This window comes from Streptomyces hyderabadensis (genome assembly GCF_020404845.1).
Classification (GTDB): domain Bacteria; phylum Actinomycetota; class Actinomycetes; order Streptomycetales; family Streptomycetaceae; genus Streptomyces; species Streptomyces hyderabadensis.
Genome location: NZ_JAIOJZ010000037.1, coordinates 1 through 12,306 on the forward strand (window position 1 = coordinate 1; position 12,306 = coordinate 12,306).

Below are 12,306 nucleotides of genomic sequence, written 5' to 3' on the forward strand. Positions count from 1 at the left end.
CGGCCCCTCGCACATCCGTCGCGGCCCGCGTCCCGCCCGCCCCGCCGGCCCGGCGGCCACCGCGCCCGCGAAGACACCCGCGCTCGCAGCCCGCCCTGCGCGACTCCGCCGGCCGCCGACGCCGCCCCGCCCGGTCGGCACAGCCGACACGGCCGGCCGGGGCGTCCACCGCGTCACCGCCCGTCATCGGCACGACAAGCCGACCCCGTCCCGGTCCCGGCGGCCGGACGCACCGGGCTCCGCCCCTCGGCACGCCCACGGACCGGTGGTTCCCCGAGTCCCGTTCCGCCGGACAGGCCTAGGCCACGAACGTCCGCGGTGCCTCGCCGCCGCCGACACCGCCGTTCTCCACCAGGCGGGCCGCGGCGGCCAGTCGCACCGCCGCCTCCTCGGCCACCGCGCCGCCGACCGTGAACGGCAGCCGGACGTACCCCTCGAAGGCACCGTCGACCCCGAAGCGCGGCCCGGACGGGACGCGGACGCCCACCCGTTCCCCCGCCTCGGCGAGCCGGGAGCCCGACAGGCCCCCGGTCCGCACCCACAGGGTGAGGCCGCCCCGGGGCACCTCGAACTCCCAGTCCGGCAGCTCCCGCCGTACCGCCGCCACCAGCTCGTCCCGGTTCTGCCGGGCCTGTTCGCGGCGCACCGTCACGGCCTGCTCCCAGCCGCCGGTGCTGAACAGCCAGTTCACGGCGAGCTGCTCCAGTACCGGTGTGCCGAGGTCGGCGTAGGCTCGCGCGGCGACCAGGCTGCGGATCACGTCGGGCGCGGCACGCACCCAGCCGATGCGCATCCCGGCCCAGAAGGCCTTGCTCGCCGAGCCGACGGTGATCACGCTGGACCCGGCCGGGTCGAAGGCGCACACCGGGCGCGGCATCTCGACGTCGTCGTCCAGCCACAGCTCGCTCATCGTCTCGTCGGCCACGAGTACGGTCCCCGCGGACCGGGCGGCGTCCACCAGCCGCCGCCGCTGGTCGTCGTCGGCGAGCGCGCCGGTGGGGTTGTGGAAGTCGGCGACGACGTAGGCGATGCGGGGTGCCGCCTCGCGCAGCACCTGGCGCCAGCGGTCCACGTCCCAGCCGGTGAGTCCCTCGGCCATCGCCACGGGGACCAGCCGGGCCCCCGCCTCGCGCATCAGCTGGAGGATGTTGGCGTAGGAGGGGGACTCCACGGCGATGCGCTCGCCGCGTCCCCCGAAGAGGTGGCAGATGGCGTCGATCGCGCCCATCGCCCCCGTGGTCACCATGATCTGCTCGGGCATGGTGGGGATGCCCCGGGTGGTGTAGCGCTCGGCGATCATCGCGCGCAGCGCGGGCAGCCCGGCCGGGTAGTCGCCGTGGGTGTGCGCGTACGGCGGCAGTTCCTCCAGGGCGCCCTGCACCGCCCGGGTGAGCCAGGGCTCGGGCGCGGGCAGCGCGGCGCAGCCCAGGTCGATCACCGAGCCGAGGGCCTCGGGTGGCAGCGGCTCCAGTCCGCGGGCCGGCAGCGGGTTCCCGGCCGGGACCGCGGTCCAGCTGCCCGCGCCCCGCCGGGACTCCAGGAAGCCCTCGGCGCGCAGCGCCTCGTAGGCGGCGGCGACGGTGGTGCGGCTGACGGTCAGGGCGAGGGCCAGTTCCCGCTCGGCGGGCAGCCGGGCGGCGACCGGGACGCGGCCCTCCAGCACGAGCAGCCGGATGCCGTCGGCGAGCGCGCGGTACGCCGGCGGGCGGCGCGTGCCGGGCCCGGCCGGGCGGTCCTGCTGCGAGCCGAGCAGCCGCGCGAGCTGCCCGGCCCCCACGGCCGAGGTCCACTGCGCCATGGAAATCAGTCCACCTTCCCCGAATTGGCCATGGTTCACTCTTCCTCTCAAGCCACAGGGTGTCACGTGGCAGGCCACTACCACCACCCAGGGGGACCTCTTGTCCAGGCAGTCCAGGCAGTCCAGGCAGCCGAGGCAGTCCAGGCGACTCGTGCGGCGGCTGACCCAGCTCTACGGCGGACTCGCGCTCTACGGCGCGAGTTCGGCGCTGCTCGTCAGGTCCGGGCTCGGGCTGGAACCGTGGAACGTGCTGCACCAGGGCCTCGCGGAGCACACCGGCCTGTCGATGGGCGTGGTGCTGACCGTCGTGGGTGCGGTGGTCCTGCTGCTGTGGATTCCGCTGCGCCAGCGGCCGGGGCTCGGCACCGTCTCCAACGTGCTGGTGATCGGCGCCGCGATGGACGCCACGCTGAGCGTCGTGCCGGACGCCCACGGCTGGACGCTGCGGATCGCCGCGATGGTGGCGGGCATCGTCCTGAACGGCGCCGCGACCGGGCTGTACATCGCCGCACGGTTCGGTCCGGGCCCGCGTGACGGCCTGATGACGGGGCTGAACCGGCGCACCGGGCTCTCGGTGCGCCTGGTGCGGACCGTCGTCGAGATCACCGTGGTGGTGACGGGCTTCGCCCTCGGCGGCACGGTCGGCCTCGGCACCCTGCTCTACGCAGTGTCGATCGGCCCGCTCGCCCAGGTGTTCCTGCGCATTTTCGCCGTGCCGCCGACACCGCACGGCAGCACGGTGGTTGCCGCCGGTCGACCCCGGCGCGCGATACTGCGTCGGTGACCACGCCGACACGCCACCCGTACCTCGACCATCCCGGACCGATCGCCTTCGCGCACCGGGGCGGGGCCGCGGACGGTCTGGAGAACACGCTGCGGCAGTTCCGCCGCGCGGTCGAGGCGGGCTACCGGTACATCGAGACCGACGTGCACGCCACGCGGGACGGGAAGCTCGTGGCCTTCCACGACGCGACCCTGGACCGGGTGACCGACGGCGCCGGGCGGATCGCCGACCTGCCCTGGGCCGAGGTGCGCCACGCGCGCGTGGCGGGCGCGGAACCGGTGCCGCTCTTCGAGGAACTCCTGGAGACCTTCCCCGAGGTCCGCTGGAACATCGACGTGAAGGCGGAGCCCGCGCTGCGGCCCCTCCTGGAGCTGATCGGGCGGCTGGACGCCTGGGACCGGATCTGTGTGGGCTCCTTCTCCGAGGCGCGCGTGGTCCGCGCCCAGCGGCTCGCGGGCCCGCGCCTGGCCACCTCCTACGGCACCCGGGGCGTCCTCGGTCTGCGGCTGCGCTCCTGGGGCCTGCCGGCCGCGCCACGCCGCTCGGCGGTGGCCGCGCAGGTCCCCGAGGCGCAGTCGGGCGTCCCGGTGGTGGACCACCGCTTCGTACGCGCCGCCCACGCGCGCGGGCTGCAGGTGCACGTCTGGACGGTCAACGACGCGGACCGTATGCACCGGCTCCTGGACCTGGGAGTGGATGGCATCATGACCGATCACATCGACACACTGCGCAAGGTCATGGAGGACCGCGGCGTCTGGGGCTGAGCCACCCGGCCGCGCCCCGGGGACGGTGCGCGTGCACGGGGAAGGCGAGGGCACGGTGGGCACCGACACCCTGCGGTCGGACGCGGCGGGCGGGGCCGACCCGGCCGCCGAACGACGGCGCGAGCAGCGCGGCTGGTACTTCTACGACTGGGCGTGTTCCGTCTACTCGACGAGCGTGCTCACCGTGTTCCTGGGTCCCTATCTGACCTCGGTCGCCGAGTCGGCGGCGGACCCGGACGGCTACGTCCACCCGCTGGGCATACCGGTGCGGGCCGGGTCGTTCTTCGCGTACTCGGTGTCGCTTTCGGTGATCGTGGCGGTGCTGGTGATGCCGCTGGTGGGTGCGGCGGCGGACCGCTCGGGCCGCAAGAAACCGCTGCTGGCCGCCGCCGCGTACACCGGCGCCGCGGCCACGACGGCCATGTTCTTCCTCGACGGCGACCGCTATCTGCTGGGCGGCCTGCTCCTGGTGGTGGCCAACGCGGCGCAGTCGGTCGCGATGATGCTCTACAACTCGTACCTGCCGCAGATCGCCCCGCCCGAGGAGCGCGACGCGGTCTCCTCCCGGGGCTGGGCCTTCGGCTACGCGGCCGGTTCCCTGGTCCTGATCGTCAACCTGGTCCTCTACACCGGCCACGACTCCTTCGGGCTGAGCGAGAGCGCGGCGGTCCGCATCTGCCTGGCGTCGGCGGGACTGTGGTGGGGCGCCTTCGCGCTGATTCCGCTCCGGCGGCTACGCGACCGGCGCGCGGCGGCCCGGGAGGGCGCGGCGCTGCCCGGGTTCCGGCAGCTGGCGGCGACCGTCCGGGACATGCGCCGCCGCCCGCTGACGCTGGCCTTCCTGCTGGCGTACCTGGTCTACAACGACGGCATCCAGACGGTGATCTCCCAGGCGTCGGTCTACGGCTCCGAGGAGCTGGACCTCGGGCAGTCCACGCTGATCGTGGCGGTCCTGCTGGTCCAGGTGCTGGCGGTGGCGGGCGCGCTGGCGCTGGGCCGGCTGGCCGGCAGGTACGGGGCCAAGCGCACGATCCTCGGTTCGCTGGTCGCCTGGACGGTGACCCTCGCGGCCGGGTACTTCCTGCCGGCCGGGGCGCCGGCGTGGTTCTTCGTGCTGGCCGCCGGGATCGGGCTCGTCCTGGGCGGCAGCCAGGCGCTGTCCCGCTCCCTGTTCTCCCATCTGGTCCCGCCGGGCAAGGAGGCCGAGTACTTCTCGGCGTACGAGCTGAGCGACCGCGGGATGAGCTGGCTCGGGCCGCTGCTCTTCGGGCTGACCTACCAGCTGACCGGGAGCTACCGGGACGCGATCATCTCGCTGGTGGCCTTCTTCGTGATCGGTTTCGTGCTGCTCGCGCGGGTCCCGGTGCGGCGGGCGATCGGCGACGCGGGCAATCCGGTACCCGAAAGGATTTAGCACTCGGCGCGAAAGGGCTGTAGTGTACGCGTTTGGCCTGCCAGGCGTACCGTTACTGCGCGTCAAAGGTGCCGAATCGCTATGTCACATCTGCCAGCAGAGGTGACAAACCGGACGTCGGCGGGTACTGCACTGGTTGCAAGGCTGCGGCTGCGACGGCGACGCAGGGCCCGGATCGGGAGTCGGGACGGGAATCTTTACCGCCGCCCGGACGTTGACCGGATGACGACGACAGCGACACCTGTCCTGTGGGCGACAAGCCCGGGAGGCACGATTCATGAGTGAGCGAGCTCTTCGCGGCACGCGCCTCGTGGTGACCAGCTACGAGACGGACCGCGGCATCGACCTGGCCCCGCGCCAGGCCGTGGAGTACGCATGCGAGAAGGGCCATCGGTTCGAGATGCCCTTCTCGGTCGAGGCGGAGATCCCGCCGGAGTGGGAGTGCAAGGTCTGCGGGGCCCAGGCACTCCTGGTCGACGGCGACGGCCCTGAGGAGAAGAAGGCCAAGCCCGCGCGTACGCACTGGGACATGCTGATGGAGCGACGCACCCGCGAGGAGCTCGAAGAGGTCCTCGAGGAGCGGCTGGCCGTTCTGCGCTCCGGCGCGATGAACATCGCGGTCCATCCGCGAGACAGCCGCAAGAGTGCGTAGCGGGAGACCGTAGGCGACACGAGCGAACAACCGCGGGTGCCGTACATGAGCGTCATGTACGGCACCCGCGGTTTTGTCGTGTCCCGGGGCTCAGCGCGTCAGCGGAGGGCGGGGGTCCTGCGGGGCGTCGTCCGGGTCGTCGCGTATGACCTCGCCCTGGACGACCTTGCCGTCGGGACGGTGCATCCGGGCCTGGCGGAAGGCGTCGCCCAGGGTGCCGGGGCCGGCGTCCCGGAGCTTGCGCTCCACCGTGCGCTGGGCGTAGCGGCTGACGGCCTTCTGCACCGGGGGCAGCAGCATGAGCAGGCCCAGCGCGTCCGAGATCAGACCGGGCAGGATCAGGAGCAGCCCGCCCAGCATCATCAGGCCGTTGCCCTCGCTGTTCGGACGGACGGACTCGGGCGGCAGGCCCGACCGCATCGCCGACTGCTGCTGGTTGAGCGTCTCCGTGAGATTGCGGAAGGCCCGGCGGCCCGCCGCCTTGATGACCACGGAGCCGAGGATCACGCCGGCGGCCAGGAGCAGGAAGACCACGAAGCCGCTCGACGCCCCCGCGACCACGGTCAGCAGCCAGATCTCCAGCACGAGCCAGGCGGCGACGCCCAGCGGCAGGAACGTGCGCAGCCGGGAGCGCGGAGGCCGGGCGGGGGACCTGGGGGTCTGAGCGCCTGTCATCATACCCCCAGTGTGCCTGGCCCCGGCTCAGTGCGGCGTAAGAGGGCGGTCAGGCCTTGGCGTCGGACGCCTTCGCCGACGCGTCTCCGGACGCCGCCGAGGCGTCACCGGGCCCGGCCGACGCCTCACCGGGCTTCGCCGACTCGCCACCGGCCTTCGCCGAGGCGTCACCGGTCTCGGTCGACGCGCCGCCCGACCCGGCTGCCACGTCGCCGGACTCGGCCGACACGTCACCGGCCTTCGCCGACGCGTCGCCACCGGCAGCCGTCTGTCCCTCGGCCGCCGGGCCGGGCCGCCTGTCGCGGCCCAGGACCTTGCCGACCCGCTCCCCGACGCCCCACGTGGTGACCCGCCACAGGGCCTCCACCAGGATGTCGCGGCTCATCTTGGAGTCGCCGAGTTCCCGCTCGACGAACGTGATCGGCACCTCCACGACGTGGTACCCGGCCTTGATCGCGCGGCGGGCGAGGTCGACCTGGAAGCAGTAGCCCTGGGAGGCCACCTCCTCGAGGCCGAGCCCCTCCAGGGTCTCGCGGCGGAAGGCCCGGTAGCCGCCGGTGATGTCGCGCAGCGGCAGGTCGAGCGCGATCCGCGAGTACATGCTGCCGCCGCGCGAGATGAACTCGCGGGACTTGGGCCAGTTCACCACCCGGCCGCCGGGCACCCACCGGGAGCCGAGCACGAGGTCGGCGCCCTTGAGGGCGGTCAGCAGCCGGGGCAGTTCCTCGGGCTGGTGGGAGCCGTCGGCGTCCATCTCGATCAGCACGCCGTAGCCGTGCTCCAGGCCCCAGCGGAAGCCCGCGAGGTAGGCGGCGCCCAGTCCTTCCTTGCCCTTGCGGTGCATGACCTGGACGTGGTCGTCACCGGCCGCCAGTTCGTCGGCGAGCTTGCCGGTGCCGTCGGGGCTGTTGTCGTCGGCCACGAGAACGTGCGCGTCGGGGACGGCCTCGCGCACGCGCGTGACGATCGCCTTGATGTTCTCCGCCTCGTTGTAGGTCGGGATGATCACCAGGGCCGTGCCCAGGGGGCCGAACCGCCTCTCCCGCGCCGCAGCCGCGGGGGTCCCGTCGCCGTCGTTCACCACTGCCCCTTCGTGTCCGTACACAGAGCACCACCATAATCGCCGCGGCCTGCGCCGACGTGACAGGACGGTCGTCCGGTGGTGTCGTTTTCCCGGAACCGGGGTAGGGATGGCCGATTCAGGCCGTTTGTGCGACGGATGGGGGCCCGGCGCCCTTCGGGCCGGCCCGGGACCCGCCGGCTGCGGGTCGGCCCAGGCCGTTGTCTACTGAGCGCCCGGGCCCCACCCGGGTCACACCTGCCGACCGGCCGGAACGTTCCCTCGTCGCGGTGCGGGCACTGAGCCTGGCTCCCAGTGGCGGCGTCCCGGTGCGGCACACCGTCCCTGACTCAGCGGCGCCGCGACGCGTGTGCGGAAGGTTCCCCGGTCGGGCGTCCGGTGGTGGACCCGGCCGAACCTACCGGCCCCCCGCCGCCGCCTGTCAACAGTCGTTCGACCTGCGCCTTTGATGTCAATGCGCAGGTCAGCGCCGAGGAGGCGCAGGTCGTGGCCGTGCGAAGATCATCGCCCCGTCGGCCGTGGAGATCACTCGCCCGGCCGTACGAAGACGGTCCGGCCGCCCACCACGGTACGCAGGCAGACGGGCAGGTCCCGGCCGGGGGTGAGGTCGGGCAGGCCGGGGGTGCCGGAGCGCGGGTCGGTCGACCAGCGCGCCACCCGGTCGTCCGGGGCCTGGACCACGAGTTCGCCGGTCCGCCACACGGCGTAGTCCGCGGGCACGCCCGGCACCAGGACACCCGCGTCGTCACGGCCGATCGCCCGCCAGCCGCCGCGCGTGTGCGCCGTGAACGCGGCCCGGACGGAGACCCGGTGCTCCGGGGTGTGGTGGAAGGCGGCGGCCCGGACGGTGCCCCACGGGTCGAGGGGCGTGACCGGGCTGTCGGAGCCGAAGGCGAGCGGCACGCCGGCGCGCAGCAGGGCCGCGAAGGGGTTGAGCGTGCGGGCCCGCTCGGCACCCAGACGCCGGGCGTACATGCCCTCCGCGCCGCCCCAGAGCGCGTCGAAGGCGGGCTGGACGGAGGCGGTGAGACCCAGTTCGGCGAAGGCCGCGACCGTCTCGGGGGTGAGCATCTCGGCGTGCTCGATCCGGTGGCGGGCGGCGCGCACCCGGGCGAGGCCGATCTTGTCGGCGGCGGCCCGCACCCCCTCCACCACGGCGGTCACGGCGGCGTCGCCGATGGCGTGGAAGCCCGCCTGGAGGCCGGCCTCGGTGCAGGCGACGACGTGTGCGGCGACGGCGGCGGCGTCCAGGTGTGCGGTGCCGGTGTGGCCGGTGTCGGCGTAGGGCTGGTGCAGGCAGGCGGTGTGCGAGCCGAGGGAGCCGTCGACGAAGAGATCTCCGGCGGCCCCGACGGCGCCCAGCTCCCGCGCCTTGTCGACGTCCTGTTCGGCCCAGTAGCCGATCACCCGCGGTCCGGGCTCCTCGGCCGACAGGCGCAGCAGGCCGGTGAGGTCGTCCTCGGAGGAGATCTCCGGGCCTGCGCATTCGTGAACGGTTCCGATACCGAGGGAGGCGGCGTGCGCGAGGGCGGCGCGCTGGGCCCCGGCACGCTGGGCGGGGGTGACGGCCCCGAGGGCGGCGGCGCGCACGGCGTGGTGGGCGTCGCCGGTGAGCGGGCCGTCCGCGCGGTCGAGGTCACCGGGTGCCAGGTCGAGCAGGGCGGTGGTGACGACGGCCGAGTGGACGTCGATACGGCTGAGGTACAGGGGTCGGCCGCCGGTCGCTGCGTCCAGTTCGGCCCGCGTCGGAGGCTGGCCGTCCGGCCAGCGGGCGGCGTCCCAGCCGTGGCCCAGGAGCACCCGGTCGTCCGGACGGGCGGCGGCGAAGTCCCGTACGAGGGCGAGGGCCGCCTCGCGGGTCGGGGCGCCGGACAGGTCCAGCCCGGTGAGGGCGAGACCCGTGGCGGTGGTGTGCACGTGTGCGTCGGTGAACGCCGGGGTGACGAGCGCGCCGTCCAGGTCGATCACCTCGTCGACCCCGTCCGCGAAGGCGTCCGCGGCGCCCTCCGAGCCGACCCAGGCGACCTGGCCGCGTTCGACGACCATGGCCGTCGCGAAGGGGTCGGCGGGACTGTGGACCTCGCCGCGGCGCAGCAGGACGGTCGAAGGCGGGGTGGTGGACTCACTCATGGACACCAGTCTCGCCCCTGGCCGGGGCCGCCCGGCAGCCGGGGCGGCCGGGCGGCGGCCGCGGCCCCGCACGCCCGCGCGCCCGCACGGGGACCGTCGACGCGGGCGGCGTCAGATCCGCGGCGGCCTGGACTCGTAGGGCGTCGAGAGGACCACGGTGGTACGCGTCGAGACACCGGCGAGGGAGCGGACCCGCGCGAGCAGTTCCTCCAGCTCGTGCGGCGTGGCCACCCGGACCTTGAGGATGTAGTTCTCGTCACCGGCGACGCTGTGGCAGGCCTCGATCTCGGGGACCCCGGCGAGCCGGTCCGCGATGTCGTCGGGGGCGCTGGGGTCGAACGGTTTCACCGAGATGAACGCGGTCATCGGCAGCCCGACGGCCTCCGGGTCGACGACCGCGGCGTACCCGCGGATGACGCCACGCTGTTCCAGCCGCCGCACCCGCTGGTGCACGGCCGACGTGGACAGGCCCGTGGCCTTGCCCAGGTCGGTGTAGCTCATCCGCCCGTCCTTGACGAGCAGCTGCACGATCTGTCGGTCCAGCTCCTCCATGGCGCAAGAACCTACAGTGCGGTTGATCTCCTCGGATACCAGCGAAGCCCCGGTCATGCCCCGTTCGTGATGTGACGGGGTGTCACGGGGCGTCGGACGACGGCCGAGCGGGGACAAACCCTCCGCACGGGGCATCTGCGAGCGGCATGTGACGAAGACCACACTGGTTGAACGTTCTCCGTGATGTTCTCGTGATTACCCCGGAGGGGGGACGGGAAGTGCTTGCTGTGGTCGAGGCCGCAGTGCCGTCACGGCCCAGCCCGAGGGGGAGAATCCCATGCAGAGTCTTAAGCGCCCTGGTCGTACCGCGTCCAAGCGCCGGCAGCCGGTCATCGAGCCCGTATCGGAGGGCGTCGAACCCGACGCCTTCGACGACGAGGAACTCGACGCCTACGACACCTTCGAGATGTACCGGGTGCTGTGCCCGGACTGCGCACAGCCCATCGCCCTGCTGGCGGACGAGGAGACGCTTCCGGAGCACGCGCTGTGCGCCTCACCGTGGGACCCGTTCGGGCTCACGGTCTGCGCCGGCACCGGCCGCCGGGCCACCGAGGCGCGCCCCGCGGACGAGTCGTTCCAGCCCTACGAGCAGGACACCGCCCTGCTGTTGACGCTCCCGCGGGGCCTCGACTGGCGGACCCAGCCCTTCTCCCACGTCGGCGGCCCGGGCTCGCGTCCGATGCGGATGCCGACGATGCGGCGCGAAGCGGCCTGAGCGGCCCGGGCCCCGGCTCCAGGGGCTCGCCCACTCCATCCCGTCATCCCACGGCGCCACGGCCCGCAGGACGCCGTGGCGCGGTCGGCGGCGGACGCACACGAACTCACTCTCGATTGCGTCCGCCGGTGACCTGTCCGCACTTCGCCGCGTTGCCCTGGTATGACCCCCACGTACTCGTCGGCCGGGAGTCGGCGCCGCGTGTTCGTACCGGTGTCCGCGGGACCGGTCCCGCCGGCCCCGCAGATCCCCGACCCGCCGATCTACCGTGAGCTGATGCGGACCTGGGCCGACGGCGGCCGCACCCTGCCGGGGCGCCACGACCCGGAGTGGGTCAGGCTCGCGGAACCCCCGCGCGGGCTCGGCGACTTCTTCGCCACGGGTGACTTCTTCACCACCGGCGACCTCCGTGTCGGCGGCGACTTCGCGGTCGCCGCCGACCTCACCGCTCCTCGGGACCCGCGAGGTGACGGGCGATGACCATCCGCTGGATCTGATTGGTGCCCTCGACGATCTGCAGCACCTTGGCCTCGCGCATGTACCGCTCGGCCGGGAAGTCGGCGGTGTAGCCGTACCCGCCGAGGATCTGCACGGCGTCGGTGGTGACCCGCATCGCCGTGTCGGTGCAGTGCAGCTTGGCCATGGCCGCCTGCTTGGCGAACGGCAGTCCGGCGTCCCGCAGTCGCGCCGCCGTCAGGTAGAGGGCACGCCCGGCCTCGATCTGCGTCGCCATGTCGGCGAGCATGAAGCGCAGCCCCTGGAAGTCGGCGATCGGCTTGCCGAACTGCCGCCGCTCGGCCGCGTAGGACACCGCCGCGTCCAGCGCCGCCTGGGCCACGCCGATCGCACAGGCGGCGATGCCGAGCCGGCCCGATTCGAGTGCGGACAGGGCGATCGCGAAGCCCTGCCCCTCGTCGCCGATACGGCGGGCGTCGGGTACCCGTACGCCGTCCAGGTGAACCTGCGCGGTGGGCGAGCCCTTGAGCCCCATCTTCTTCTCCGGCACCGCGGCGCTCAGGCCCTCGGCGTCGCCGGGCACCAGGAAGGCGGTGATGCCGCGTGGTCCGTCCGCTCCGGTGCGCGCCATGACGGTGTAGAAGTCGGCGATGCCGCCGTGCGTGATCCACGCCTTGGTGCCGGTGAGCACCCAGTCTCCGCCGCTCTCGCGCACGGCCTTGGTGCGCAGTGAGGCCGCGTCGGAGCCGGAGGCGGGTTCGGAGAGGCAGTAGGCGCCGAGCAGTCCGCCGCCGAGCATCGCGGGCAGGTGCTCGGCCTGCTGCTCCTTGGTGCCGTAGGTGGCCAGTGCGTAGGAGGCGAGCGTGTGCACGCTGACGCCGAGCCCGACGGTGAGCCGGGCCGCGGCCAGCTCCTCCAGGACCTGGAGGTAGACCTCGTACGGCTGCTCGCCGCCGCCGAACTCGGCGTCGTAGGGCAGTCCGAGCAGGCCGGAGTCGGACAGGAGGGTGAAGACCTCGCGCGGGAAGCGCCCGGTGTCCTCCTCCTCGGCCGCGCTCGGGACGATCTCGCGCTGCGCGATGTCGCGGACGAGCGAGATCAGGTCCCGGGCCTCGTCCGTGGGCAGTTGCCGGTCCACCGGCTGCGGGGCGCGGTCGGGCATGTCGACGCTCTCCTCCCTGTCGGGCACATCGGCGGCCGTGCGCCTTGGGTGGAGGCGGTTCCGCCGGGTCGTTCGGGCCTGGCCGATGCTCGCACTCCCGGGTCGCGGAAGCGGCTGACCAGC

At 73.5% G+C, this 12,306-nt stretch carries 11 protein-coding genes and 1 pseudogene; 6 read left to right on the forward strand and 6 right to left on the reverse strand.

Annotated features, from left to right (window positions below; genetic code table 11):
* Window positions 1–298: 298 nt before the first annotated feature.
* On the reverse strand, window positions 299–1,798 hold the full coding sequence (locus K7854_RS25260) for an SCO1417 family PLP biosynthesis transcription factor (RefSeq protein ID WP_226028839.1): 1,500 nt from the start codon (window positions 1,796–1,798) through the stop codon (window positions 299–301).
* 100 nt (window positions 1,799–1,898) lie between these two features.
* Between K7854_RS25260 and yczE the strand changes: the two genes are divergently transcribed.
* The 4 genes from yczE (at window position 1,899) to K7854_RS25280 (ending at window position 5,412) form a co-directional block, all read left to right on the forward strand.
* Window positions 1,899–2,582, forward strand: coding sequence for a membrane protein YczE (gene yczE, locus K7854_RS25265; RefSeq protein WP_226028840.1), 684 nt, complete (start codon window positions 1,899–1,901; stop codon window positions 2,580–2,582).
* A complete protein-coding gene (locus K7854_RS25270; protein WP_226028841.1) occupies window positions 2,579–3,346 on the forward strand; it encodes a glycerophosphodiester phosphodiesterase family protein in 768 nt (255 codons plus the stop codon). The genes yczE and K7854_RS25270 overlap by 4 nt, the downstream gene beginning before the upstream one ends.
* Window positions 3,347–3,401: 55 nt before the next feature.
* A complete protein-coding gene (locus tag K7854_RS25275; protein WP_226028899.1) occupies window positions 3,402–4,760 on the forward strand; it encodes an MFS transporter in 1,359 nt (452 codons plus the stop codon).
* A gap of 277 nt (window positions 4,761–5,037) precedes the next feature.
* Window positions 5,038–5,412, forward strand: a complete 375-nt coding sequence (locus K7854_RS25280; RefSeq protein ID WP_003977404.1) for an RNA polymerase-binding protein RbpA — start codon at window positions 5,038–5,040, stop codon at window positions 5,410–5,412.
* Window positions 5,413–5,502: 90 nt separating this feature from the next.
* Here K7854_RS25280 and fxsA read toward each other — a convergent pair whose 3' ends face one another.
* From fxsA to K7854_RS25300, 4 genes and pseudogenes are all read right to left on the reverse strand, one after another.
* The gene (gene fxsA / locus K7854_RS25285) at window positions 5,503–6,090 is read right to left on the reverse strand and encodes an FxsA family membrane protein (RefSeq protein ID WP_226028842.1); all 588 of its coding nucleotides are present in this window, start codon (window positions 6,088–6,090) and stop codon (window positions 5,503–5,505) included.
* Between the two features lie 289 nt (window positions 6,091–6,379).
* Window positions 6,380–7,168: pseudogene (locus tag K7854_RS25290) on the reverse strand (polyprenol monophosphomannose synthase); the annotation flags it as partial.
* Between the two features lie 525 nt (window positions 7,169–7,693).
* Entirely contained in the window at window positions 7,694–9,298 is a 1,605-nt protein-coding gene (locus tag K7854_RS25295; protein WP_226028843.1) for an amidohydrolase, read from the reverse strand.
* A gap of 111 nt (window positions 9,299–9,409) precedes the next feature.
* Window positions 9,410–9,850 (reverse strand): Lrp/AsnC family transcriptional regulator, encoded by a 441-nt coding sequence (locus K7854_RS25300; RefSeq protein ID WP_019983923.1) that lies wholly within the window; start codon window positions 9,848–9,850, stop codon window positions 9,410–9,412.
* Window positions 9,851–10,127: 277 nt separating this feature from the next.
* On the opposite strand from K7854_RS25300, the gene K7854_RS25305 reads away from it, so the two are divergent.
* Both K7854_RS25305 and K7854_RS25310 read left to right on the forward strand, forming a co-directional pair.
* Window positions 10,128–10,565 carry a hypothetical protein gene (locus tag K7854_RS25305; protein ID WP_226028844.1) on the forward strand — a complete coding sequence of 146 codons (438 nt, stop codon included), beginning with the start codon at window positions 10,128–10,130 and terminating at the stop codon, window positions 10,563–10,565.
* A gap of 162 nt (window positions 10,566–10,727) precedes the next feature.
* Window positions 10,728–11,045: a hypothetical protein gene (locus K7854_RS25310; protein ID WP_226028845.1), complete on the forward strand. Its 318-nt coding sequence runs from the start codon at window positions 10,728–10,730 to the stop codon at window positions 11,043–11,045.
* On the opposite strand, the gene K7854_RS25315 is transcribed toward K7854_RS25310, so the two are convergent.
* Window positions 11,008–12,183, reverse strand: coding sequence for an acyl-CoA dehydrogenase family protein (locus K7854_RS25315; protein WP_226028846.1), 1,176 nt, complete (start codon window positions 12,181–12,183; stop codon window positions 11,008–11,010). The genes K7854_RS25310 and K7854_RS25315 overlap by 38 nt on opposite strands.
* Window positions 12,184–12,306: the final 123 nt, after the last annotated feature.

What these genes read in the sequence shown, in the direction of transcription:
- K7854_RS25305 (WP_226028844.1), top strand. Translation starts at nt 10,128, where the DNA reads ATGCAGAGTCTTAAGCGCCCTGGTCGTACCGCGTCCAAGCGCCGGCAG.
- K7854_RS25260 (WP_226028839.1), bottom strand. Translation starts at nt 1,798, where the DNA reads ATGGCGCAGTGGACCTCGGCCGTGGGGGCCGGGCAGCTCGCGCGGCTG.
- K7854_RS25310 (WP_226028845.1), top strand. Translation starts at nt 10,728, where the DNA reads ATGACCCCCACGTACTCGTCGGCCGGGAGTCGGCGCCGCGTGTTCGTA.
- K7854_RS25315 (WP_226028846.1), bottom strand. Translation starts at nt 12,183, where the DNA reads ATGCCCGACCGCGCCCCGCAGCCGGTGGACCGGCAACTGCCCACGGAC.
- K7854_RS25300 (WP_019983923.1), bottom strand. Translation starts at nt 9,850, where the DNA reads ATGGAGGAGCTGGACCGACAGATCGTGCAGCTGCTCGTCAAGGACGGG.
- K7854_RS25280 (WP_003977404.1), top strand. Translation starts at nt 5,038, where the DNA reads ATGAGTGAGCGAGCTCTTCGCGGCACGCGCCTCGTGGTGACCAGCTAC.
- fxsA (WP_226028842.1), bottom strand. Translation starts at nt 6,090, where the DNA reads ATGATGACAGGCGCTCAGACCCCCAGGTCCCCCGCCCGGCCTCCGCGC.
- K7854_RS25295 (WP_226028843.1), bottom strand. Translation starts at nt 9,298, where the DNA reads ATGAGTGAGTCCACCACCCCGCCTTCGACCGTCCTGCTGCGCCGCGGC.